The 23,646-nt window shown below is 74.1% G+C and carries 20 protein-coding genes; 12 read left to right on the top strand and 8 right to left on the bottom strand.

Features of this window, described 5'->3' with window-relative positions:
• Window positions 1–23: 23 nt before the first annotated feature.
• The gene (galU, locus tag GTY84_RS00945; RefSeq protein WP_161224078.1) at window positions 24–926 is read right to left on the bottom strand and encodes a UTP--glucose-1-phosphate uridylyltransferase GalU; all 903 of its coding nucleotides are present in this window, start codon (window positions 924–926) and stop codon (window positions 24–26) included.
• A gap of 92 nt (window positions 927–1,018) precedes the next feature.
• Between galU and GTY84_RS00940 the strand changes: the two genes are divergently transcribed.
• A complete protein-coding gene (locus GTY84_RS00940) occupies window positions 1,019–1,633 on the top strand; it encodes a 5-formyltetrahydrofolate cyclo-ligase (protein ID WP_161224077.1) in 615 nt (204 codons plus the stop codon).
• A gap of 110 nt (window positions 1,634–1,743) precedes the next feature.
• On the opposite strand, the gene GTY84_RS00935 is transcribed toward GTY84_RS00940, so the two are convergent.
• A complete protein-coding gene (locus tag GTY84_RS00935) occupies window positions 1,744–4,632 on the bottom strand; it encodes a penicillin acylase family protein (RefSeq protein WP_161224076.1) in 2,889 nt (962 codons plus the stop codon).
• A 277-nt stretch (window positions 4,633–4,909) separates the two neighbouring features.
• Here GTY84_RS00935 and GTY84_RS00930 point away from each other — a divergent pair, with 277 nt between their 5' ends.
• The 6 genes from GTY84_RS00930 to mscL all read left to right on the top strand — a co-directional run bounded on the left by GTY84_RS00930 (window position 4,910) and on the right by mscL (window position 11,041).
• Window positions 4,910–6,511 (top strand): potassium/proton antiporter, encoded by a 1,602-nt coding sequence (locus GTY84_RS00930; protein WP_237531949.1) that lies wholly within the window; start codon window positions 4,910–4,912, stop codon window positions 6,509–6,511.
• A gap of 459 nt (window positions 6,512–6,970) precedes the next feature.
• A complete protein-coding gene (locus GTY84_RS00925) occupies window positions 6,971–8,281 on the top strand; it encodes an MFS transporter (protein ID WP_265295707.1) in 1,311 nt (436 codons plus the stop codon).
• Between the two features lie 69 nt (window positions 8,282–8,350).
• Window positions 8,351–8,698, top strand: coding sequence for an FmdB family zinc ribbon protein (locus tag GTY84_RS00920; protein WP_161224073.1), 348 nt, complete (start codon window positions 8,351–8,353; stop codon window positions 8,696–8,698).
• Between the two features lie 102 nt (window positions 8,699–8,800).
• Window positions 8,801–9,643 (top strand): S-methyl-5'-thioadenosine phosphorylase, encoded by an 843-nt coding sequence (locus tag GTY84_RS00915; protein ID WP_161224072.1) that lies wholly within the window; start codon window positions 8,801–8,803, stop codon window positions 9,641–9,643.
• A 171-nt stretch (window positions 9,644–9,814) separates the two neighbouring features.
• Window positions 9,815–10,459 (top strand): hypothetical protein, encoded by a 645-nt coding sequence (locus tag GTY84_RS00910; RefSeq protein ID WP_345943295.1) that lies wholly within the window; start codon window positions 9,815–9,817, stop codon window positions 10,457–10,459.
• Window positions 10,460–10,570: 111 nt separating this feature from the next.
• Window positions 10,571–11,041, top strand: a complete 471-nt coding sequence (mscL, locus tag GTY84_RS00905; RefSeq protein WP_161224071.1) for a large conductance mechanosensitive channel protein MscL — start codon at window positions 10,571–10,573, stop codon at window positions 11,039–11,041.
• A 192-nt stretch (window positions 11,042–11,233) separates the two neighbouring features.
• Here the strand turns inward: mscL and GTY84_RS00900 are convergent, their stop codons facing one another.
• Window positions 11,234–11,419 carry a hypothetical protein gene (locus GTY84_RS00900; protein WP_161224070.1) on the bottom strand — a complete coding sequence of 62 codons (186 nt, stop codon included), beginning with the start codon at window positions 11,417–11,419 and terminating at the stop codon, window positions 11,234–11,236.
• 331 nt (window positions 11,420–11,750) lie between these two features.
• Here GTY84_RS00900 and GTY84_RS00895 point away from each other — a divergent pair, with 331 nt between their 5' ends.
• The 3 genes from GTY84_RS00895 to GTY84_RS00885 all read left to right on the top strand — a co-directional run bounded on the left by GTY84_RS00895 (window position 11,751) and on the right by GTY84_RS00885 (window position 15,348).
• Complete coding sequence (locus GTY84_RS00895; RefSeq protein WP_161224069.1) at window positions 11,751–12,983, top strand: low temperature requirement protein A; 1,233 nt, start codon at window positions 11,751–11,753, stop codon at window positions 12,981–12,983.
• 58 nt (window positions 12,984–13,041) lie between these two features.
• Window positions 13,042–14,070 carry a P1 family peptidase gene (locus GTY84_RS00890; RefSeq protein WP_161224068.1) on the top strand — a complete coding sequence of 343 codons (1,029 nt, stop codon included), beginning with the start codon at window positions 13,042–13,044 and terminating at the stop codon, window positions 14,068–14,070.
• A gap of 540 nt (window positions 14,071–14,610) precedes the next feature.
• A complete protein-coding gene (locus tag GTY84_RS00885) occupies window positions 14,611–15,348 on the top strand; it encodes a DUF6227 family protein (RefSeq protein ID WP_161224067.1) in 738 nt (245 codons plus the stop codon).
• A gap of 61 nt (window positions 15,349–15,409) precedes the next feature.
• Here GTY84_RS00885 and GTY84_RS00880 read toward each other — a convergent pair whose 3' ends face one another.
• A complete protein-coding gene (locus GTY84_RS00880) occupies window positions 15,410–16,885 on the bottom strand; it encodes an MFS transporter (RefSeq protein ID WP_161224094.1) in 1,476 nt (491 codons plus the stop codon).
• Window positions 16,886–17,463: 578 nt separating this feature from the next.
• Between GTY84_RS00880 and GTY84_RS00875 the strand changes: the two genes are divergently transcribed.
• The gene (locus GTY84_RS00875; RefSeq protein WP_202548952.1) at window positions 17,464–18,435 is read left to right on the top strand and encodes a YafY family protein; all 972 of its coding nucleotides are present in this window, start codon (window positions 17,464–17,466) and stop codon (window positions 18,433–18,435) included.
• Between the two features lie 381 nt (window positions 18,436–18,816).
• Here GTY84_RS00875 and GTY84_RS00870 read toward each other — a convergent pair whose 3' ends face one another.
• The 3 genes from GTY84_RS00870 to GTY84_RS00860 all read right to left on the bottom strand — a co-directional run bounded on the left by GTY84_RS00870 (window position 18,817) and on the right by GTY84_RS00860 (window position 22,429).
• On the bottom strand, window positions 18,817–19,509 hold the full coding sequence (locus GTY84_RS00870; RefSeq protein WP_161224065.1) for a TetR/AcrR family transcriptional regulator: 693 nt from the start codon (window positions 19,507–19,509) through the stop codon (window positions 18,817–18,819).
• A gap of 654 nt (window positions 19,510–20,163) precedes the next feature.
• Window positions 20,164–21,162, bottom strand: coding sequence for a sigma-70 family RNA polymerase sigma factor (locus GTY84_RS00865; RefSeq protein WP_161224064.1), 999 nt, complete (start codon window positions 21,160–21,162; stop codon window positions 20,164–20,166).
• A gap of 505 nt (window positions 21,163–21,667) precedes the next feature.
• Window positions 21,668–22,429 (bottom strand): class III extradiol ring-cleavage dioxygenase, encoded by a 762-nt coding sequence (locus GTY84_RS00860; protein ID WP_161224093.1) that lies wholly within the window; start codon window positions 22,427–22,429, stop codon window positions 21,668–21,670.
• A 141-nt stretch (window positions 22,430–22,570) separates the two neighbouring features.
• Here GTY84_RS00860 and GTY84_RS00855 point away from each other — a divergent pair, with 141 nt between their 5' ends.
• On the top strand, window positions 22,571–23,086 hold the full coding sequence (locus tag GTY84_RS00855; protein WP_161224063.1) for a MarR family transcriptional regulator: 516 nt from the start codon (window positions 22,571–22,573) through the stop codon (window positions 23,084–23,086).
• 212 nt (window positions 23,087–23,298) lie between these two features.
• On the opposite strand, the gene GTY84_RS00850 is transcribed toward GTY84_RS00855, so the two are convergent.
• On the bottom strand, window positions 23,299–23,646 hold a 348-nt coding region (locus tag GTY84_RS00850; RefSeq protein ID WP_161224062.1), incomplete at its 5' end, for a chorismate synthase.

The raw sequence follows: 23,646 nt of genomic DNA, 5'->3' as shown, positions 1-23,646 counted from the left end.
GGGGCGCGGCACTGCTCAAGGGGCTACATCTCCTCGGCTACGTAACTGCGGAGCCAGGTCCGGAAGTCCGGGCCCAGGTCCTCACGTTCGCATGCGAGCCGGACAATGGCACGCAGGTAGTCGCCGCGGTCCCCGGTGTCATAGCGGCGGCCCTTGAAGACGACGCCGTGCACGGGCCCGCCGACGCTCTCGTCCTCGGCGAGTTGCTGGAGGGCGTCGGTGAGCTGGATCTCGCCGCCGCGGCCGGGCTCGGTGGTGCGCAGTATGCCGAAGATGTGCGGGTCGAGGACGTAGCGGCCGATGATGGCGTAGTTGGAGGGGGCCTCTGCCGCGTCGGGCTTCTCGACGAGGCCGCCGACCTTGACGACGTCGCTGTCCCCGGTGGGCTCGACGGCGGCGCAGCCGTAGAGGTGGATCTGCTCGGGCGCGACCTCCATGAGGGCGACGACGCTGCCGCCGTACTGCTCCTGGACGTCGATCATGCGCTGGAGCAGGGGGTCGCGCGGGTCGATCAGGTCGTCGCCGAGCAGGACCGCGAAGGGCTCGTCGCCCACGTGCGGTGCGGCGCACAGCACGGCGTGGCCGAGGCCCTTGGGGTCGCCCTGGCGGACGTAGTGGATCATGGCGAGGTCGCTGGACTCCTGGACCTTGGCCAGCCGGCCGGCGTCGCCCTTCTTCTGGAGGGCGGATTCCAGCTCGTAGTTGCGGTCGAAGTGGTCCTCCAGGGGGCGCTTGTTGCGGCCCGTGACCATGAGGACGTCTCCGAGACCCGCGGCGACGGCCTCTTCGACCACGTACTGGATCGCCGGCTTGTCGACGACCGGCAGCATCTCCTTGGGAGTGGCCTTGGTGGCCGGCAGGAACCGGGTACCAAGTCCGGCTGCGGGGATGACAGCCTTGCTGATCCTTGGGTGGGACTGAGTCATGACCGCCACCCTATCCGGTGCCTTTGGGGAGAATCCGTGACGTGGGGAGCCGACTCTCATATGAGCGTACGAGAACAGGACGGGAGCGACCTTTGACGCAGGACGGACCCCCGGCGGAGCCGGACAAGCGGGCTCTGCGGCGCGAGTTGCTCGCGGCGCGGGCCGGGCTGACCGCCGATGAGCTGCGGGAATCATCCGCCGCGCTGGCCGGCCGGGCCCTCGGGCTGCCGGCCGTGGCGGGGGCGCGCACGGTGGCGGCCTATGTCTCGGTGGGCGCCGAACCGGGCACCCTCGCGCTCCTGGACGCGCTGCGCGCGCGGGGGGTGAGGGTGCTGCTGCCGGTCCTGCTGCCCGACGACGACCTCGACTGGGGGGTGTACGCCGGGGCCGGTTCCCTCGTCCGCGTGCGGCACGGCGGGCGGATGGAGCTGTCCGAGCCCTCGGGCGGCCGGCTGGGGCCGGAGGCGGTGGCCGCGGCGGACGTGGTGCTGCTGCCGGGGCTGGCGGTCGACGGGCGCGGCATGCGCCTGGGCCGCGGCGGCGGCTCCTACGACCGGGTGCTGGCGCGGCTGGAGCGGGCGGGGGCCCGACCGGCGCTGCTGGTGCTGCTCTACGACGGGGAGGTCGTCGCGCGGGTGCCGGCGGAGCCGCACGACCGGCCGGTGGACGCGGTGGTGACGCCGTCGGGGGTGCGCGCGTTCCGCTGAGCCGGAACCGGCACGCCGGACCCGGCCCGTGGCCGCAAAGGCTCCCCCGGACACGGGAACGGCCTCCCCACGTGCGCGGGGAGGCCGTCCTCATGCGGTGCGGCGGGCGGTCACGGTCTGAGGACCAGGGTGTCGTCGGTGCCCTCGTCGACCGCCTTCGCGGTGAAGGACCAGGGCAGCAGCTCACCGGCGGCCCACTTGTCGGTCTGGTCGGTGTAGTGGGCGCTGAAGGCGTGCCCCGAGGCGCCGGTGAGGTTGATCCAGCGGGACTTGTCGAAGTCCGCGAGGTTCACGACCATCCGCATGGAGGGCACCCAGACCACCTCGTAGCCGCCGGCCGCGTTCCAGCCGGTGGCGTTGACGGCCGCCTCGCCGCCGCTCAGCTCCCAGGGGCCGCGGTTGAGGGCGTACTTCAGGAAGCCGGGTCCGGCGGTGCCGAGGGTCTGGTTCTTCAGGAACAGGCGGTGCAGGCGGCCCCAGCTCCAGGTGTCGATGTCCTTGCCGAGCTTGGCGGTCAGCTCCCAGCGGGCCTCGATCATGGCGCGCTTGAACAGGTCGTCCCGGTTGTGGTCGGCGCCCTTGCGGGTGCCGCGCGCGGGCGTGGTCCACCAGTCGCTCTTCGGGTTCTCCAGCTGGGTGCGCACCACCTCGAACCAGCGGTCGCCGCCGTCGGGCTGGGCCTGCTCGGCGTCGCGCTGGCCGCATTCCAGGACCTTGACGGCCTCGTCGGCGGGGCCCGTGGTGTTGACCGGGTCGACCCACAGGCACTGGCCCTTGACCCGCAGCTCCTTGGGGAGCTTGTTGCCGAAGCCGAGCTTGAGGATGTTGCGCCAGACGGCGTTGAAGTAGGCCGCGGCGGCCGAGTCGGCCTCCTGGGTGTAGTCCCAGCCCTCCAGCAGCTTCTGCGCCTGGCGGACGTCCTTGTCGGCGACGTCGATCTTCAGCAGCTGGGGCACGATCAGCTTGGCCATCTCGCTGCTGTTGTCGAGCTGCATCTGGCGCATGTCGTCCGTGGAGATCTTGCCGCCGTCCTTGATCTTCTGCTCGATCAGGGAGGTGATGCGCTGGCTGCGGGTGCCGTAGCCCCAGTCGGTGGTCAGGGTGCGGGGGTAGGCGGCCTTGTCGACCACGGCCTGGTTGGCGGTGACGATGTAGCCGCGGTCGGGGTCGTACTCGTAGGGCAGTTCGTCGTCGCCGATGTACTTGCCGGTCCAGCGGTACCCCGGGTCCCAGCCCGGGGCGGGCACGGAGCCGTCGTGGCCCTCGGCGCGGACCGGGATGCGGCCGGGCAGCGTGTAGCCGATGTTGCCCTCGGTGTCGGCGTAGACGAGGTTCTGCGAGGGCACCTCGAACAGGGCGGCGGCCTCGCGGAAGCCGTCCCAGTCCTTGGCGCGGTCGATGGCGAAGACGGCGTCCATGGTGGTGCCGGGGTCCAGCGCGGTCCAGCGCAGGGAGACGGCGTAGCCGTCGCCGCGGTCGGGGGCGGCGGTGTTGACGGTGGCCTTCTTGCCGACCTTGACGAGTTCGCTGTCGCGGTCGGAGATCAGGGGGCCGTTGCCGGTCTCGCGGACGACGATCTTCTTCGACCGGCCGCCGGCCACCTTGATGGTCTCCTCGCGGGTGGTGAACGGCCGGACCTTGCCGCCGTACTGGTACCCCGCGCCGGTGATCTTCTCCAGGTACAGGTCGGTGACGTCGACGCCGGAGTTGGTCAGGCCCCAGGCGATGTTCTTGTTGTGGCCGATGACGACGCCGGGCATGCCCGCGAAGGTGTAGCCGCTGACGTCGTACTGGCAGGTCGCGGAGAGGCTGCGGCAGTGCAGGCCCATCTGGTACCAGACCGAGGGCAGCGCCGGGGACAGGTGCGGGTCGTTGGCGAGCAGCGGCTTGCCGGTGATGGTGTGCTCGCCGGAGACGACCCACGAGTTGGAGCCGATGCCGTTGCCGTTGACGCCGACGGCGGTGGGCAGGTCGGCCAGGGCGCCCTGGAGGCCCATGAGCTGGCTCTGGAGCGCGTCCCCGGCAGCCGTGCCGGTCCCCGCGCCGGTCCCGGTCCCGGTTCCCCCGCCGACCCCCGTGCCCGTGCCGGTCCCGTCGAGGCCGGTCCCGGTGCCGGTCCCTGCGCCGTCGAGGCCGGTTCCGGTGCCGTCGAGGCCGGTTCCCGTGCCGGTTCCGGTGCCGTCGTCGGTGCCGGTGCCGTCCGTACCGCCGCCCCCGTCGAAGGTGCCGGTCAGCTCGTCGTACTGGCCCTCCTGGACGATGGCCCGGTTCCGGTCGTACGGGTACTGGGGGTACAGGTCCGCGATCTGCTTCGGTCCCAGGCGGCTGGTCATCAGCGCCCGGTCGACCTCGTCCTGCATGTTGCCGCGCAGGTCCCAGGCCATGGCCTTCAGCCAGGCGACCGAGTCGACCGGTGTCCAGGGGGCGGGCCGGTAGTCGTTGGTGAAGCCGAGGGCGGCGTACTCCAGGGAGATCTCCTCCGCCTCGCGGCCGTCCAGATAGGCGTTGACGCCCTTGGCGTACGCCTGGAGGTACTTCTTCGTGGACGCCGACAGCTTCTCGTCGTACTCCTTCTGCGCCACCCGGTGCCAGCCGAGGGTCCGCAGGAAGCCGTCGTTCTTCACCTGGCTCTTGCCGAACATCTCCGACAGGCGCCCCGCCGTCATGTGGCGGCGCACGTCCATCTCGTAGAACCGGTCCTGCGCCTGGACGAAGCCCTGCGCCATGAACAGGTCCTCCTCGGAGGAGGCGTAGACCTGCGGGACGCCGTAGCCGTCGCGCTTGACGTCGACCGGGCCGGACAGGCCCCGCAGCGTGATCGACCCCTTGGTCTGCGGGAACGACGCCCGCACCGTGCTGACGGACCAGTACGCCCCGTAGACGAGGCCGCCGATGACGGCCAGGACCAGCACGAGGACGAGCAGACGCAGCTTGCGTCCCCTCCTCCTGCCGGACGTGCCGGTCTGCGGTGCCTGGGTGGCGGTTGTGGTGGGGGGCATCGCTGTCCTTGCTGTCCTAACACGAGCGGCAGGGGCGGGCTGTGCTTCGTACTCAGCGCTGGGCCAACTCTAGGCGCAGGGCCCGGTCCCCCTTGACGCGGAGTCGGCTCCCGGCGCGCACGGCCGTTCGATCCTGGCCTGAACGGCGTCAAGAAAGCGTCAAGAGTTAGGTAAGGTAACGAAGTAGTCGGCCGCGGGGTCCCGCGGCTCGTGTGCCATGGAAGCGCGCTCCCACGGGGGAGGTGCGCGCGCTGTGCCGGGGAGAAGGGAAGGGCCGCTGACCGTCCACCACCTCAACCAGCTTCTGCTCGTCTGCTCACTGGTCCTGCTGATCGCCGTCGCGGCGGTCCGGATCTCCTCGCGCAGCGGGCTGCCCAGCCTGCTCGTGTACCTGGCGATAGGCATCGCCATGGGCCAGGACGGGATCGGCCACATCAAGTTCGACAGCGCCGAACTGGTCCAGGTCATCGGGTACGCGGCCCTGGTCGTGATCCTGGCCGAGGGCGGCCTGGGCACGAAGTGGAAGGAGATCAGGCCCGTCCTCCCGTCGGCCGCCGTCCTGGCGCTGGCCGGGGTGGCGGTGAGCGTCGGCGTCACGGCCACCGGCGCGCACTACCTGATCGGGCTGGAGTGGCGCCAGGCGCTGATCGTGGGGGCGGTGGTCTCGTCCACGGACGCCGCGGCGGTCTTCTCCGTCCTGCGCCGCATCCCGCTGCCCGCGCGCATCACCGGCACCCTGGAGGCCGAGTCCGGCTTCAACGACGCCCCGGTGGTCATCCTCGTCGTCGCGTTCTCCGCGGCCGGGCCGATCGACCACTGGTACGTGCTGCTCGGCGAGATCGCCCTGGAACTGGCCATCGGCGCGGCCATCGGCCTCGCGGTGGGCTGGCTCGGCTCCTGGGGGCTGCGGCACGTGGCGCTGCCCGCCTCCGGCCTCTACCCCATCGCCGTCATGGCCATCGCCCTCACCGCCTACGCGACCGGTGCCATGGCCCACGGCAGCGGCTTCCTCGCCGTCTACCTGGCCGCCATGGTGATGGGCAACGCCCGGCTGCCGCACTGGCCGGCCACCCGGGGCTTCGCCGACGGCCTCGGCTGGATCGCCCAGATCGGCATGTTCGTCCTGCTGGGCCTCCTGGTCACCCCGCACGAACTGGGCGACGACATCGTTCCCGCCCTGGTCATCGGGCTGGTCCTGACGATGGTGGCGCGTCCGCTGAGCGTGGTGCTGTGTCAGACGCCGTTCCGGGTGCCGTGGCGGGAGCAGGCGCTGATGTCCTGGGCGGGGCTGCGCGGCGCCGTGCCCATCATCCTGGCGACCATCCCCATGGTGCAGGGCGTGGAGGGCAGCCGCCGGATCTTCAACATCGTCTTCGTCCTGGTCATCGTCTACACCCTGCTCCAGGGGCCCACCCTGCCGTGGCTGGCCCACAAGCTGCGCCTCGGCAAGGGCGAGGAGACCGCCGACCTGGGCGTCGAATCGGCCCCCCTGGAGCGGCTGCGCGGGCATCTGCTGTCCGTCACGGTCCCCCGGAACTCCCGGATGCACGGCGTCGAGATCAGCGAACTGCGGCTGCCCGCGGGGTCGGCGGTCACGCTGATCGTGCGCGAGGACACGTCGTTCGTCCCGCTGCCGTCGACGGAGCTGCGCCGGGGGGACGAACTCCTCGTCGTGGCCACGGACCCCGTCCGGGACGCCGCCGAGGCGCGGCTGCGGGCCGTCGGCCGCGGCGGCAAGCTCGCCGGATGGCTGGGCACGGGGGCGGAGCCGGGGGCCGGACAGGGGGCGGCCCCCGGTGCCGGTGCCGGGGGCGGTGGCGGTGAGCGGGGCGGCAGGACCGGCAGAGGGGGCACCCGGGCGGGCCGTACACGGGGATGAGCGGGGCTCCCGGCGGGGCGACCGCCGGCGGGGGCGGTTATCGGCGGGGCGCGGGGTGCCGCGGTGGACGCAGGGTATGTCGGCGGGGCCGCGGGGTGCTGGGGCGGACGCCGAGGGCCGGAGCGGACGCCGAGGGCCGGAGCGGGGCAGGTCCCCATGGTCCCGGCACCGGTTCCCGTCGCCGGGCCGGGAGCCCTCCCCGGGCCCCGTGGTGCTCCCTCTCACAGCGGGCGGGAACCCGTCGCGCCTGTACGATGGGGGCGGCAACCTGATCGAACCAACTCTGCCTGAAGCAGAGCTGGCGCGACCGTATGGCGGCCGGAACGCCTCCCATCGCGTAGGGCGCCGGTATCTACCGCAGTCCGCGCAAGAGGACAGCTCTCGGCGCTGCCCGCCACCATGCCCGGCCCCGGCCGGTCCGGCGGGACGGGGCCACCAGGCGGCGGAAAGGCACGGGCCGTGGCATCCACGGTCACCCCTTCGGCGAAGCCCCCGCAGGGCCCGCGGCGCACCGCCGACCGGCCCGGATACGGCCAACTGCTGCGCACCCGCGGCGCCTGGACGTTCCTGCTCCCCGGCTTCGCCGCGCGCCAGCCCTTCGCGATGCTGACGCTCTCCCTCGTGCTGCTGGTGCAGCACACCACCGGCTCCTACGGCGCCGCCGGGGCCGTCGCGGCCGTCACCGGCGTCTCCATGGCCCTGTTCGCCCCCTTCTCCGGACGCCTCGCGGACCGCCACGGACAACGGGCCGTCCTGCTGCCCGGCGTCCTCGTGCACACCCTGTCCGGCCTGGCACTGACCTTCCTGGCGCTCTCCGACGCACCCCTCTGGGCGCTGTTCGCGGCGGCCGTGCCGACCGGTGCCTCGGTCCCCCAGATCGGGCCCATGGTGCGCGCCCGCTGGGGCGTGAAGCTCAAGGGCTCCCCCCTGATGAGCACCGCCGCGGCCTTCGAGTCCGTCACGGACGAGCTGACCTTCGTCCTCGGCCCGCTGCTGGCCACCGCTCTGTGCACGGGCGTCGCCCCGGCCGCCGGTCTGCTCACCGAGGCGGGGCTGACCCTGGTGGGCGGCCTGCTCTTCGCCGCCCAGCGCGGCACCGAGCCGCCCGCCGGGCTCCGGCGGGACGGCGGACCCGCGCGCGCGGAGCACCCCCCGGCGCTGCGGGTGCCCGGGGTGCGGGTGCTGATCGTGACCTTCCTCGGCATCGGCGCCGTCTTCGGCGGCATGCAGGTCTCGCTGGCCGCCTTCACCGAGTCCATCGGCCGGCCGGGGCTGAACGGCGCCCTGTACGGGGTCTTCGCCGCGGGCAACATGATCTCCGGCCTCGTCTGCGGGGCCGTCGCCTGGCGGGCCGCCCCCCGGCAGCGCCTCCTCGTCGGTTACGCCGCCCTCGCGCTCACCGCCTCCGGGCTGTGGGCCGCGCACTCGGCGCCGCTCCTGGCGGGGCTCGGACTGCTCGTCGGCATGTCCGTCGCCCCCGCCCTGGTCACCGGCTACACCCTGGTCGACGACCTGGTCCCGGCCGGGGCCCGCACCGAGGCGTTCACCTGGCTGACCGGTGCCGTCGCGCTGGGCCAGGCCATGGCGGTCACCGTTGCCGGACAGCTGGAGGACCGGCTCTGGGACGGCGCCGGGTTCCTGGTGCCGATGGGCGCCACGGTGCTCGCCCTGGCGGTGCTGGTGGCGCTGCGCTCCCGTCTGGCGGCGCCGCCCGAAGGGCGTACGGTCGCACGTGGTGTCGGTCACCGCGCGCCCGCCGCAGTGGACTGACGCCGGGGAATGCGTCACTATGGAGCGTCGTTAGCACTCATCGAGTCAGAGTGCCAGGAGGATCAAACAGTGCCGACCTACCAGTACCAGTGCACCGAGTGCGGCGAGGGCCTCGAGGCGGTGCAGAAGTTCACCGACGACGCCCTGACCGAGTGCCCGAACTGCGAGGGCCGCCTGAAGAAGGTGTTCTCGGCGGTCGGCATCGTCTTCAAGGGCTCCGGCTTCTACCGCAACGACAGCCGCGGCTCCTCGTCGAGCAGTTCGACGGCCACGTCGAAGTCCTCGACGGGATCGTCCTCGGGCTCGTCTCCGGCGTCCACGTCGTCGGGCTCGGCCTCCTCCTCGGGCTCCGGGTCCTCCGGTACCCCGTCGGGCTCCGGCAGCAGTTCCTCCAGCAGCAGCACCACCGCCGCCTAGGCACCCCTTTCTCCGCGGGACCCCGTCGTCGGGCGACGACGGGGTCCTCGCCGTGTCCGCGACCCCGGGACGGGGCGGGGGACGAGCACTTAGGGTGCGGGCATGGCGAACAAGGCGAATGCCGAGATCGGTGTCATCGGCGGCTCAGGTTTCTACTCCTTCCTCGACGACGTGACCGAGGTCGAGGTCGACACCCCGTACGGGCCTCCCAGCGACTCCCTGTTCCTCGGCAAGGTCGCCGGGCGCCGGGTCGCCTTCCTCCCCCGGCACGGGCGCGGCCACCATCTGCCACCGCACCGGATCAACTACCGGGCCAACCTGTGGGCGCTCCGGTCCCTGGGGGTGCGCCAGGTCCTCGGGCCGTGCGCGGTGGGCGGGCTGCGCCCCGAGTACGGTCCCGGCACGCTGCTGGTGCCGGACCAGTTCGTCGACCGCACCCTCACCCGTTCCTCGACGTACTTCGACGGCCTGCCGCTGCCGGACGGCACGGTGCCCCGCGTGGTCCACGTGTCGCTGGCCGACCCCTACTGCCCCACCGGGCGGGCGGCGGTGCTCCGGGCCGCCCGGGAGCGGGACTGGGAGCCGGTGGACGGCGGCACCCTGGTCGTCGTGGAGGGCCCGCGCTTCGGGACCCGGGCGGAGTCGCGGTGGCACCGGGCGCAGGGCTGGTCGGTGGTAGGCATGACCGGTCACCCCGAGGCGGCCCTCGCCCGTGAGCTGGAGCTCTGCTACACCTCGCTGACCCTGGTCACCGACCTCGACGCCGGAGCCGAGAGCGGCGAGGCGGTCTCCCAGGGGGAGGTGATGCGGGTCTTCGCCGCCAACGTGGACCGGCTGCGGGGCGTGCTGTTCGAGACCCTGGCCGGGCTGCCGGCGACCGGGGAGCGGGACTGCGACTGCGGGGCGGCGCTGGGCGGGATGGATCCGGGGATCACGCTGCCGTAGGGGTGGGGAGCGGTTCCGGAGTGCCGAGGGGCGGCTGGCGGGCTGGCGGAACGTCCCGTTCGGGTGAGGGAGTTGTCCACAACCGCGCGGTGGCCCACAGGCTCCGGCGGGGATCGGCGCGAGGCCCCATCGTGGGGAGCGCAAGCCGTTCCCGTCACAGGTGGTGGTCCCGTGTCCTTCCGCTCCGCTCCCCCCGTCCTCTCCCACGACGCCCCTCCCGTCCGCGAGGTGCCGCGGTTCGCGCCCGTGCGGGTGCGCGGCGGTCGTCACGGGGCGCACCGGCTGCTGCGCCACCGTCGGCGGGCGCTGGCCGCGGGGCTCGCCGTCGCCGCCGCGGCGCTGGTGGCCGCCGGGCCGCTCCCGGGCTCCGGCGCGCGGGACGGGGAGCGGGCGCGTGGCCGGCCGACCGCCGGGGAGGAGGGACGGCGTCCGCCGGCGGATCTGGTCGCGGCGCCGGTGCGGATCGCGGACGCGGCCACGGTGCGGCTACTCAGGCCGGGTGACCGGGTCGATGTCGTGGCCGCCGGGGGCGGTGGGCCGGGTGGGGCCGGTGCGGTGTCCCCGGGCGGAAGCGCGGGGAGCGGGGGCGGCGGCATCGCCGTGATCGCGCGCGGGGCCCGGGTGGCACGCGTGCCGGGGCCGGAGGACGGGGGCGGGCAGGGGCCCCGTGCCGGGGTCTGGGACGGGGCCGGGAGCGGGACCGGGGCCGGGGAGAACGGGGCCGGGGCGCTGGTCGTGCTGTCCGTGCCGCGTGCCACCGCGCACCGCCTGGTCGGGACGGGTGCGCTGACGCCGCTGGCGGTGACCTTGTGGTAGGGCGGTCAAGTCCCTCGTTCGAGGGAGCCGATTGGACAGGATGGCCCAACCTCGGCGTAGGTTGCGGAGCGATTTGTTCCACGATCCGTCCACACAAGGAGTTCCCCCGAGGTGAGCGACAACAAGGGACCGAGCGTCCTGCAGGGTTTCAAGACCTTCCTGATGCGCGGAAACGTCGTCGATCTGGCCGTCGCGGTGGTCATCGGCGCCGCCTTCACCAACATCGTGAACTCGGTGGTGAAGGGCATCATCAACCCGCTGGTCGGCGCGTTCGGGACGCAGAACCTGGACAGCTACAGCTCGTGTCTGAAGGGCCCCTGCTCGGGCAGCGGCGACAGCGCGACCGGCGTCCGAATCCTGTGGGGCTCGGTGCTCGGCGCCACCCTGTCGTTCGTGATCACGGCGGCGGTCGTCTACTTCCTGATGGTCCTGCCCATGTCGAAGTACCTGGCCCGCCAGGAGGCCCGGCGCAAGGCCAAGGAAGGCACGATGGAGGTCGTGGAGATCAGCGAGCTGGAGGTGCTGAAGGAGATCCGCGACGCCCTGATCGCCCAGCGCGGCTCGGGCCACGACCGCGAGTAACCGCGGCACCCGCGCGACCGGCTCCGGCCCCGCCGCGGCCCCCGCCCGGCGGCGCCGACGACACCGGGACACCGCGCTCCGGACCCGCGCGGTGGGCCGGACCCGCGCGGTGGGCCGGGCCCGTGACACGGTCCGGTCCCGGTCCGTGGTCCGGTGGTGGGCGGCGGGCCGGTCAGCGGCGGCCGGAGCGGCTCAGAGGTGGTGGGGCGGCTTCTCGTCCAGGAAGCGCCGCAGGTCCGCGGCGGCGTCGGGCCCGGGGCGGTCGCCCCAACCCCGGTCGGTGTCGTCCGAGGACTGCTGGTCCAGCGGATCGCCGAAGACCAGCTTCGGCTCGGGCTTCGGCGCGCTCGGCTCGGAACGGGGGGCGATGCTGCTCATGCCCCCAGAGTACGGCCCGCCCCGGTGCGAGCCGTCGTGGAACGGCCCGCGGACGACGGACCCGTCGCACCGCCGTTGCCCGCACCACGTCCCCACCGGATCCGCCCTCCCCGCCGGATCCGCCTCCCCGCCGGGTTCGCCACCCCCGCCGGGTTCACCGTCCCCGCCGGGTTCACCGTCCCCGCCGCGGCAGCCGCTCCCGACACGGTCGCCGCTCCCGACGCGGTCGCCGTTCGCGGCGTGCCCGACGCGGCGGGCAGGGCGTTCCCCCGCACGGCACCAGCCGCCCCGTTACCGGGACTTCCGGGCCGGGTCTGGTCTGCTGGTGTCCATGATGTCCACTTCGCCCCCTTCGGTGGGGCCCTCCGGGCCGCCCGGCGGCCACCGGCCGGTGCGTCGGCTCGCCGCCCGCGCCCCGCACGAGGAGCACCGGGTCTCCTCCCCGCTGGAGCTCCTCTTCGACCTGTGCTTCGTGGTGGCCATCGCCCAGGCGGGGGCCGAGCTGGTGCGCTCCGTGGCCGAGGGGCACGGGGGCGAGGGCATCCTCGACTACGCGATGGTCTTCTTCGCCATCTGGTGGGCGTGGATGAACTTCACGTGGTTCGCGTCGGCGTACGACAACGACGACGTGCTCTACCGGCTCGTCACCCTGGTGCAGATCGCGGGCGTCCTGGTGCTGGCGGCGGGGGTGCAGCGGGCCTTCGAGCGGCACGACTTCATGGCCGTCTGGCTGGGCTACGCGATCATGCGGATCGCCATGGCGGCGCAGTGGCTCCGGGCGTCCCGCGGCTCCGGACCGGCGGAGCGCTCGATGGCCCGCCGCTACGCCTTCGGGGTGCTGCTCTGCCAGATCGGCTGGCTGGGGCTGCTGCTCCTGCCGCAGGGCGGCCGGATGTGGCTGTTCCTGGGGATGGCCCTGCTGGAGATGTGCGTTCCGGCGTACGCGGAACGCAGCCAGACCTCGGCGTGGCACCCGCACCACATCGCGGAACGGTACGGGCTGTTCACGATCATCGTGCTGGGCGAGACCATCGCCGCGGCCACGGTCGCGGTGAAGTCGGGCATCGACGAGCACGACGCGCTCGGGGAGATGCTGCCGATCGCGGCGGGCGGGCTGCTGATCGTCTTCGCCGCGTGGTGGATCTACTTCGTGGTGCCGGTCCACGGGCATCTGCGCTCCAGTGGCCGGGCGTTCCTCTGGGGCTACGGCCACTATCCGGTCTTCGCCTCGGCCGCCGCGATCGGGGCGGGCCTGGAGGTGGCGGTGGAGCGGGCGGTCGGCGCGGCGCACCTGTCCGCGCTGGGGGCGGCAGCGGCGGTGACCCTGCCGACGGCGCTGTATCTGCTGATGGTGTGGCTGCTGCACGCGCGGCACTTCAAGGTGGGCGTCGCCCAGCAGTCGGTGCTGCCTATGGCGGCGCTGCTGGTGATCTGCTGCACGTTCCTCGGGCGGTGGGCGGTGCTGGGGGCGGGGATCGTCCTGGCGCTGGCGGTGGCGACGGGGGTGACGCTGACCGCGCGCGGCCGCGCCGGGGGCTCGGGCGCGCCGGCGGGGGCCGGGTAGGCGGGCGAGCGGGCGCCGGTGCCCCGGAGGGCGGCGGTGGCTGGACGACACTGGCGTCATGACAGTGGACGCATTGACGGACGTGGCCGGGGTGCGGGTCGGGCACACGACGCGCACCGGCGACGGATGGCTGACCGGCACGACGGTGGTGCTCGCCCCCGAGGGCGGGGCGGTCGCCGCTGTGGATGTGCGCGGCGGGGGCCCCGGCACCAAGGAGACCGACGCGCTCGATCCGCGCAACGTGGTGCGCGGGATCGAGGCCCTGGTCCTGACCGGCGGCAGCGCGTACGGGCTGGACGCCGCGTCGGGGGTGATGGCCTGGCTGGAGGAGCGGGGCCGCGGGGTGCGGGTGGGGCCCGGTCCGGCCGAGGTCGTCCCGGTGGTGCCCGCGGCCTGTGTCTTCGACCTGGGGCGCGGGGGCGACTTCCGGGCCCGGCCGGACGCGGCCACCGGGCGGGCGGCGGTGGAGGCGGCCGACGCGAGCGGGCCCGGGGCGCCGGTGGCCCAGGGGTGCGTCGGGGCGGGCACGGGTGCCGCGGTGGGCCCGTTGAAGGGCGGGGTCGGCACGGCGAGCGTCCTGCTGGACTCGGGCGTCACCGTGGCGGCGCTGGTGGTGGCCAACGCGGCGGGCTCGGCGGTGGACCCGGGAACGGGGGTGCTGTACGGGGAGTTGTTCCAGGGACGCCGGGTGGAGTACCCGGCGGCCCGGACGCACGGGGCCGCGCTGCGGCGGATCGCCGAGGCGGAGGCGGTGACCACCGTGCCGCCGCTCAACACCACGCTCGCGGTGGTCGCCACGGACGCCGACCTGTCCAAGGCCCAGGCGCAGAAGCTGGCCGGCACGGCGCACGACGGCATCGCCCGCGCCGTACGGCCGGTTCACCTGCTCAACGACGGGGACACCGTGTTCGCCCTGGCCACCGGTGCGCACGCCCTGCCGGACGGGGAGCCCCTGGCGCTCAACGCGCTGCTGGCGGCGGGCGCGGACGTGGTGACCCGGGCCATCGTGCGCGCCGTCCGGGCCGCCGGGCCGGTCTCCGGCCCCGGTGGCACCTGGCCGTCGTACGGGGAGCTGTACGGGGGCTGAGGCGAACCGCGCGCGTACGGCACCGGGACCGGTCGGCCTCCGGTGTCGTCCGTCCCGTTCCCTGTACCCCGGCGAGGGCCGGTGGAGGGGCTCTCGGCCGCGCGGGTGGAGGGGGATGGGGCGCGGGTGCGGAGATCGGTGAACACTTCGCCTCGAAGTGTTCACCGATTCTCGTACCCTCCCCCTCCCCCGGCGGGCCTTCGCGATCAAGCGGGGGCTCGGCCTCCGGAGACGACCGGGCCAACTCCCGGTGACGGCCGGGACGACGTCCGATGACGGGCTCGGACGGCTCCCGGGGCACCGTCTTTCCGGGAAACGGTTTGAACGGCTGGAACGGGTGGAACATGGCCGGGAACGAACGGCACACGGCAAGTGCCGCTTGACCAGGCTTTTTTGACGTCTCGTCGGGTCGTACGGGAACTCCTCGCGCGGGCGGCGCGTTTTTCGTGCGGACGTTTTCCCGGTTCCCGAACACGATGTCCGACCGAGGGGCTACGGTATGCACCCACTAGGTGACATGCAGCAACGCCGGGAGAAGCCTTGAGCGTTCCGTACGAGACGGCAGCGGACGAACCCTCCGGGTCGCCGGAGACTCCGGAGGAGCATCTCATGCGGCTGCTCGGACGCAGCCTGAACTCGTTCGAGCTGCCCGACGAGACCATACGGCCGCTGGACTGCGCGCTGGCGCACGACACCTCGCTGCACTCCGCGCACCACAGCGCGGGGCTGCACCGTGAGACCTACCGGCACACATGGCTGCTGGCGGACGGCACGGCGGTCACGCTCTGGGAGCTGGTCCACAACACCGTGCCCGGCGGGGAGGCCCAGCACGAGGTGTACACGGACGAGGACGAGGTGCGGGCCGCGACCTCGCGGCTGGCGTTACCGCCGGAGACCCCGGAGTTCGAGCTGCCGGTGCTGGCCCCGCTGTCGACGATCCCGGCGCCCCGGCACGCGTATGTGCGGGGCGGCTCGGCGGACCACGCCCGGCGGCTGCTGCGACGCGCGGAGAACACGGACCGTCCCGGCACGGACACGGCCGCCCTGCTGGCGACGGCGTCCGCGCACCAGATCACCCAGGCCTTCGGCCGTCCGGTCCGGGCGGAGCTGCCGTACGCGCTGTACGAGCACGCGTTCCTGCTGTTCGACGGGCGGGAGATCTCCCTGTGGGAGGTCGAGCACACGGCGACTCCGGACGGACGGCACATGTGCGAGGTGTACTCCAGCGAGGCCGAGGCGCGCGGGGCGATGGAGCGCCGCGCGGCCCAGGTTCCCTGACACGGCGACGGCCCCGCACACCGAGGTGCGGGGCCCGCCGCCCCTGGGTTCCGCCGGGTCGTCAGACCAGGGCGGGTTCCTTCGTGCCCTCCCGGCCGTCCCGGTCCGTGGTGTCGCCGTCGGGCGTTCCACCGGTGGTGGCCCCGCCGGTGCCCTCCACATGCCGGGCGGGGCGCCTGGGCAGCGCGAACATCAGCAGGAAGATGGCGCCGAGGACGGCGGCGACCCAGCCGAGCGAGTTCTGGAAGGCGTTCACGAAGGCCGGGCCGATGTCGGCCGGGGCCGGCCGGTCACCGATGGTGCCGAAGAAGACCACGGAGACCAGGCCGAGGCCGAGGGCGTTGCCCATCTGCTGCACGGTGTTGATGAGTCCCGACGCGGCTCCGGCGTGCTCGCGCGGCACCTCGGAGAGCACCGCGTCGGTCAGCGGGGCGACGATCAGGCCCATGCCGATGCCCATGACCACCAGGGGCGGCACCATCTGCCAGACCCCGATGCCGAGGCCGTGGCGTCCGGCCTCCCAGAGGTAGAGGAGCACTCCGGCGGCCATGACCAGCGCGCCCGCCTGGAGCACCTTGCGGCCGAAGCGGGGGACGAGGAGCTGCACCGACACCCCGGCCGCCGCCGACACGGCGACCGAGAACGGCACACCGGTCAGACCGGCCTTGAGGGCGCTCCAGCCGAGGCCCTGCTGCATGTAGAGGGTCCACACCAGGAAGTAGATGCCGAGGCCGAGGCCGAACACCGTCTGGACCGCGATGCCGGCGGCGAAGCTCTTGACGCGGAACAGCGAGAGTTCGATCAGCGGTGAGCCGTCCCGCTCGCCCTTGCGCCGCTCGTAGGCCACCAGCACGGCGAAGACGACCAGGGCACCGACCATGGACGCGTATCCCCACAGGGGCCAGCCCAGCTCGCGGCCCCGGGTGAGCGGGTAGAGCAGCATCAGCAGGCCGAGGGTGACCAGGGCGACGCCGGGCAGGTCGAGCTTCAGGGCGCGCGGGGCCTTGGACTCGGTGATGAAGCGGCTGCCGAGGACGAGGCCGGCGATGCCGACGGGCAGGTTGATCAGGAAGATGGGCCGCCATTCGAGCCCGAAGAGGTTCCACTGGGTGAGCAGCGCGCCGAACAGGGGCCCGGAGACGGCGCCCAGGCCGACGACGGCGCCGAACAGTCCGAAGACCTTGCCGCGCTCGTGGGCGGGGAAGGTCGCGTGCACGATCGAGAGCACCTGCGGCACCATCAGCGCGGCCATGGCGCCCTGGAGCAGCCGGGAGACGACCAGCATCTCCGGGCCGACGGCGAACCCGCACAGGGCGGAGGCGATGGTGAAGCCGCCGATGCCGATGAGGAAGAGGCGCTTGCGGCCGTGGATGTCACCGAGCCGTCCGCCGGTGATCAGACCGGCGGCGAAGGCGAGGGCGTATCCGGCGGTGATCCACTGGATCTGGCTGAAGGTGGCTCCGGCGTCCCGCTGGATGGAGGGAATCGCGATGTTGACGATGGTGACGTCGACGAGGTCCATGAAGGCCGCGGTCATCACGATCGCGAGGGCGAACCAGCGGCGCCGGTCACCCTTGGCGGGAGACGCCGGGTCGACGACCCCGGTGTCCCGCGGGGTCCCGGCCGTTCCGGGCGCCTCCGCCGCCGTCCGCGTCCCCGCCGTCGGGGGCTTCCCCGTCGTCAGGGGCTTTCCCGCCGTCAGGGGCGTCTTCGCCCCGGGGGTCCCGGGGTCCTCCGCCGCTGCCGTCTTCTCCACTGGTCCCGTCGCCTCCGTCGTCTCCACTGCCGGGCTCCGCGGCCCCACCGCGTCCGCGGTGTCCGTCCGCCGGCCCGCTCCCGCCGTCTCCGCCATCTCCGCCGTCCCTCCCTCGGCCGGTCTCCCCGCCGCCGCTCTCCCCGTCACCGTCCGCTCCCCCGGGCCCGTCCGCTCCGGGGCCCCGTCGCTGCCGTGTACGTCATCTCCGTCGTCCGTCCCGTGTCCGTCGTCCGTGCCCGTGTTCCGGGGTCGGTGCCCGCGTGGTCCGCGCCGGCGCCGGGCCCCCGGGAAGGCCATGGGGAGAACCTAGGAGCCATATAGGTCCGATCCGGTCCTACTGGTGCGCGATGCTCGTCGCCATGACGACGGACACACCGGCACGGCTGCTGACGCTCCTGTCCCTCCTCCAGACGCCCCGGGAATGGCCCGGCGGTGAACTCGCCGAGCGGCTCGGGGTCTCGCGCCGCACGGTCCGCCGGGACATCGACCGGCTGCGCGAGCTGGGCTATCCGGTGCGGGCCACGATGGGGGCCGACGGCGGATACCGGCTGGTCGCGGGCAAGGCGATGCCGCCGCTGGTGCTGGACGACGAGGAGGCCGTGGCCATCGCCGTGGGGCTGCGTGCCGGTGCGGGGCACGCGCTGGCGGGCGTGGACGAGGCGTCGGTACGGGCGCTGGCCAAGCTGGAGCAGGTGCTCCCGGCCCGGCTGCGCCACCGCGTCTCCACCCTACAGGCCGCGACGACACCGCTGACCAGCGGGGACGGGCCGAGCATCGCCCCCGGGACGCTGACCGCGATGGCCTCCACGGTGGCCGGCCGGGAGCGGCTGCGGTTCGCCTACCGCGCCGGGGACGGCACGGCCTCGCGGCGCCTGACGGAGCCGTACCGGCTGGTGTCGACGGGACAGCGCTGGTACCTGGTCGCCTACGACCTGGACCGCGAGGACTGGCGGACCTTCCGGGTGGACCGGGTGAGCGAGCCGCTGGCGACGGGGACGCGGTTCGCCCCGAGGGAGCTGCCGACGGGGAGCGCGGCGGAGTTCCTGCGGCGGTCGATGCGGGGGCGTGGGGACGCCTACGACCTGGAGGTCGTGTTCGCGGCCCCGGCCGAGGCGGTGGCGGCCCGGCTGCCGGGCCGGCTGGGCGTTCCGGAGCCGGAGGGCGACGGCGGTTCCTGTGTGCTGCGGGTGACCACGTCGGACTCGCTGGACTGGACGGCTGTCCGGCTGGCGATGCTGGGGGTGGACTTCCGGGTCCGGCGGCCGCCGGAGCTGGTGGCCCGGATCCGGGAGCTGGCGGCCCGGTTGTCCGGGGCCGTGGACGGGGAGTGACCGGCGCCGGGGCGGGCATCCCGGGGCCCGGCGCGTACGCGGCGCCCGGCCGAGGCGGGCGACACCGCCGGGCGGTGCGGGGAACGCCGCCGGCGGCCCGGGGAACAGCCCGGGCAGTGGGCGGCATACCGGCGGCGCCGGACGGCTCCCGCCCGGCCGGGACGGGCGAACCTGCCCGGCGAGAAGAGGGCACCCGGCGCGGTGGGCGAGCGGGGGCGGGCGACCGGGAGCGGCTGGCATCCTCAGCGGGCGGTGGCGGACAAGCGGGGGCGGCGGGAGAGCGGCGGGCGGCAAGGGAACTGCGGGTGTCCGGGGCGGTGGACGGGAGGACCGGGCGGGGGTGGCGGGTGGGGCGGCGGGCGGTGTCCCGGGGCGCGCGGGTCAGCGCAGCGCGGCCTGCCAGTCGAACCCCCGCAGCACCGCGAGGTTGCGCAGGGCGAGCGCGCGGGGGCCCTCGGGACCGCCGGGGGCCGGCGCGACCTCGGCGGCGGCCCAGTGCTCCACGGCGGCCCGAACCGCCGTGCCGGCCACGGCCGCCGCGAAGCGCAGATCGGGGGAGGCGGCCGCGCGGGCGGCGGCGTCATCCCCCTGTCCCCGGGCGATCCGTGCCGCCAGCGCCTCGGCCAGCCACCCCTCGGCGAGGTGGCAGACGTCGGCCCACACCTTGCGCAGCGCGGGGCTGCCGTCGGCCAGCCGGACGAGGGTGCGGGCCCACTCCCAGGAGACCGCCGACACCCCGGCGCCCGGGGTCAGGGTGTGCCGCACGGCGTGTTCCAGGGCCTCGGTCGGGGACAGCTCGCCGGGGGCGGTGCGCACCGCGTGGGCCCAGCGTTCGGCGCCGAGGGCGTAGAGCGGGGCGACGGCCTCCTCCTTGGTCGCGAAGTACCGGTAGAAGGTGCGCGGGGCGACCCCGGCGGCGCGGGCGATGTCCTCGGCGCGGGTGGCCCGCAGGCCGTGCTGGACGAAGAGGCGGGCCGCGGCGCGGGCGATCTCCGCGCGGGTCTCGGCCTTGCGCCGTTCGGTCAGGGAGGGAGGGGCCGAACCGGGCGGATCGGACGGTGGGGTGGTGCTCACATCGGCAGGTTATGCCGCTGTGGCAAAATCTGTCATCCGGCGGGCCACCCCGGGGTTCAGGTCCGGGGTGCCCCGCCCTTCGGCAGTCACGAGGAGGGCCGGGCCACGGCGCCCGGGGGAAGGCGCCGCGCCCGGCTCGGGAAGGTCCCGGCACCGGGGGGAGTGCGTCGGGACGTGGTCCATGGGGGCGGATGCCGCCCCGCCCGTGCGGTTGGTGGAGCGGTGGAGTCCCGCTCCCGGCCCGCGTCCGGGGCCTGGAGTTCTTGTTCCCGGCACGCGCGGGTTGAAGCACCGTCGGCGGCCGTGTGTTCGCGCGAGGGCCGGTGCGCCGGACACACGCCGCGCGCCCGCCGCGTCCGGGTCCGGGTCCCACGACATCTCCCGGTCCCACGGCATCTCCGGGTTGCACACCGCTCCCCCGCCCCACGCCGCGCGGCGCGCCGCGGACCCGCCTCCCCGGCAGCCCCCTGCCGCGTGCGGGCACGGTGCGCCGCCGGGAGCCCGCCGTCCCCGGGGGCGCCGACGCCCCCGGCACGTCCCCGGCCGGACCATGGCCCTGGGGCCGGGACCCGGGGGGGGCCGCGCGCCCCCGTCGGTCCTCGCCGTCCCGCTCCCGCCCCGCCGGGGCCGCGCGGCCCCCGTCCGGTCCGTCGGTTACGCCGCCGCCTCGAAGCCGGTGTCGCGGGCCAGCTTCTTCAGCTCCAGCAGCGCGTGCTTCTCGATCTGCCGGATGCGCTCACGGGTGAGCCCGTGCTCCTTGCCGACCTCGGTCAGCGTGCGCTCGCGGCCGTCGTCGATGCCGTAGCGCATCTTGATGATGGACGCGGTGCGCGGGTCGAGGCGGCCGATCAGGTCGTCCAGCTCCTCGCTGCGCAGCAGGGTCAGCACCGACTGCTCGGGCGAGACCGCGGAGGTGTCCTCCAGGAGGTCGCCGAACTGGGTCTCGCCCTCGTCGTCCACCGCCATGTTCAGCGAGACCGGGTCGCGGGCCCAGTCGAGCACGTCGGTGACGCGCTCCGGCGTCGAGCCCAGCTCGGCGGCGATCTCGGCGGGCTCCGGCTCGCGGCCGTGCTCGCGGTTGAACTCGCGCTGCACCCGGCGTATCCGGCCCAGCTCCTCCACCAGGTGGACGGGCAGGCGGATGGTGCGCGACTGGTCGGCGATCGACCGGGTGATGGCCTGGCGGATCCACCAGGTGGCGTACGTCGAGAACTTGAAGCCCTTGCGGTAGTCGAACTTCTCGACCGCGCGGACCAGGCCGGCGTTGCCCTCCTGGATGAGGTCGAGGAGCGGCAGGCCGCTGCGCGGGTACCGGCGGGCGACCGCGACGACCAGGCGGAGGTTGGAGCGGATGAAGACGTCCTTCGCCCGCTCGCCCTCCTCGATCAGGGCGCGCAGCTCCTCACGGGTGGCGTCCGCCCCGGTCTCCTCGTAGCCTTCGAGTACCTGCCGTGCGAACACGCCCGCCTCGATGGTCTGGGACAGCTCGACCTCCTTGGCGGCGTCGAGCAGCGGGGTCCGCGCGATCTCGTCGAGGTACATGCCGACCAGATCGCGGTCGGCGAGCTCGCCGCCGCTGGCGCGGACGCTGGTTGCCGCGTCGGAGGTCCCCCGGGAGGCGGACTTGCGACGGGCGACGGCACGGGTTGCCATGCGTGCTCCCTTGCGATGGTGGATCAGCGGGTGGTCCTTGGACGTACGACATCCTCCGAGCCGGCCCGGACTCTGCTCCGGACGCTCTTCGGGTGCCCTGCATCCGATGGAAACAACGACTGGAATCCGGACAGAATTCCCAACCCGCCCTCCGATTTTTCTGATCATGCAGTACCCTGTGCCGGCGCATCATGATCAGCAGGGCCACCGGACCCCGCGGAGGCCCTGGTCGGACCCCGGTCGGCAGCGTCCGCGACGGTCCCCGCCGGGCGCCTCCGCGCCTCCCCGGGCCGGGCGGAGGGTGACGCCCCTCACAGCACCGGCGCCCGTCGGCCGCCCCCATGGAGAGGACGGCTCCCGCGCGCCGGGGGTTGCCACGCGGCACGGGCGGATCGCCGGGGGCACACGGAGCGGGCCGCCGGGGGCGTGCGGGACGCCGGAAGCATGCGGGGCGCGGGAGCGTGCGGGGCGCCGGGCGTGCGAGGCGGGGCGGGGCGCCAAAAGCTCAGCCGAACTGCACCGACCGCTTCGCCAGGCCCATCCAGAAGCCGTCGATCACCGAGCGGCCCCGGTCCAGCTCACCGGTGGCGTCGGCGGCTCCCAGGGTGACGAAGAGCGGGGCGAAGTGCTCGGTGCGCGGGTGCGCCAGCGCGCCCGAGGGAGAGGTGCGGGCGAAGTCGAGCAGGGCGTCGACGTCCCCGGCGTCCAGGGCGCGCCGACCCCAGTCGTCGAACTCGGAGGACCACGCGGGGACGCCGGAGTGGCGCAGCGCGGCGAGGTTGTGGGTGAAGAAGCCGGAGCCGACGATCAGGACGCCCTCGTCGCGCAGGGGTGCCAGCCGGCGGCCGATCTCCATGAGCCCGGCGGGGTCGAGGGTGGGCATGGAGACCTGGAGGACGGGGATGTCGGCGTCGGGGTACATCTCCACCAGCGGGACGTAGGCGCCGTGGTCGAGGCCGCGCTCGGGCACGTCCTGCACGGGGATGCCGGGGGCGCGCAGCAGTTTGCGCACGGAGTCCGCGAGGTCCGGGGCGCCGGGGGCCCCGTAGCGCACCCGGTAGTAGTGCTCGGGGAAGCCCCAGAAGTCGTGGACGAGGGGGACGGTGCGGACGGCACCGAGAGCGAGGGGGGCCTCCTCCCAGTGGGCGGAGACGACGAGGATCGCCCGGGGGCGCGGCAGGCCGGCGGCCCAGGCGGCCAGCTCACCGGGCCAGACGGGGTCGTCGGCGAGCGGCGGGGCGCCGTGGCTGAGGTAGAGGGCGGGCATGCGCCCCTGGTGTGCGGCGGACATGGCGGCGGCTCCCCGGCTCGACTCGATCCGATTGCTTGAACCTTCAAATGATTGGACGCCATCCAATCTACGCCAACGTTGTTTAACTTTCAAACAGTCGTTCCGTAGAGTGGTCCCATGAACACGGCACCCAACCCGGCCCCCGCCGACGAGCCCCGCTGGCTCACCGACGAGGAACAGCGCGTGTGGCGCTCCTACATAGAGGCCACGACCCTGCTGGAGGACCACCTCGACCGGCAGCTCCAACGAGACGCCGGCATGCCGCACATCTACTACATCCTCCTGGTCAGGCTCGGGGAGGCGCCGCGTCGGCGGCTGCGGATGACGGAACTGGCCAAGTTCGCGAAGATCACCCGCTCCCGGCTCTCGCACGCCGTGGCCCGGCTGGAGAAGAACGGCTGGGTCCGCCGTGAGGAGTGCTCCTCCGACAAGCGGGGCCAGTTCGCCGTCCTCACCGACGAGGGCTTCGAGGTGCTGGGCCGTTCCGCGCCCGGCCATGTGAACGCGGTGCGGCAGGCCATGTTCGACCGGCTGACCCCGGAACAGCAGAAGTCCCTCGGCGAGATCACGCGGATCCTGGCCGAGGGACTGCAACCGGGAGGAGCGGGCGCGGACCTGCCCTGGATGCGCTGAACGGGCGCGCGTCCGGCGGCGACGGGGCGGCCGGACGGCCGGGGCGGCGGACCGGCCGTGAGGGGCGCGGGCGTCCGGCGGGGCCCGCAGAGGGCCGGCCGTGCGCGCCCACCCGGCGCCACCCGTCTCCGATCCGGTTCCCATCCGTCCCCCGCCCGTCACCCGCCCGGCTCCCGGCGGGCGGTCGCGGGGCTCAGCGGGTCACCGGCGGCTCACCGGACGGCCAGGTGGTCGAGGTAGGAGCGCACGTTGCGGCGGGTCTCGGCCACGCTGTCGCCGCCGAACTTCTCCGCCACCGCGTCCGCCAGGACCAGCGCCACCATCGCCTCCGCGACGATGCCCGCCGCCGGGACCGCGCACACGTCGGAGCGCTGGTGATGCGCCTGCGCCGGCTCACCCGTCGCCACGTCCACCGTCCGCAGGGCGCGCGGCACGGTCGCGATGGGCTTCATCGCGGCCCGCACCCGGAGCGGTTCGCCGGTGGACAGGCCGCCCTCGACGCCGCCCGCGCGGGCCGTCGCCCGGCCGATGCCCTCCGGCCCCGGCACGATCTCGTCGTG

The sequence above is a fragment of the Streptomyces sp. SID8352 genome (assembly GCF_009862265.1).
In the GTDB taxonomy this organism is placed as follows: domain Bacteria; phylum Actinomycetota; class Actinomycetes; order Streptomycetales; family Streptomycetaceae; genus Streptomyces.
Note: the sequence above shows the minus strand (reverse complement) of the source record. Positions and strands in the feature narration are given on the sequence as shown.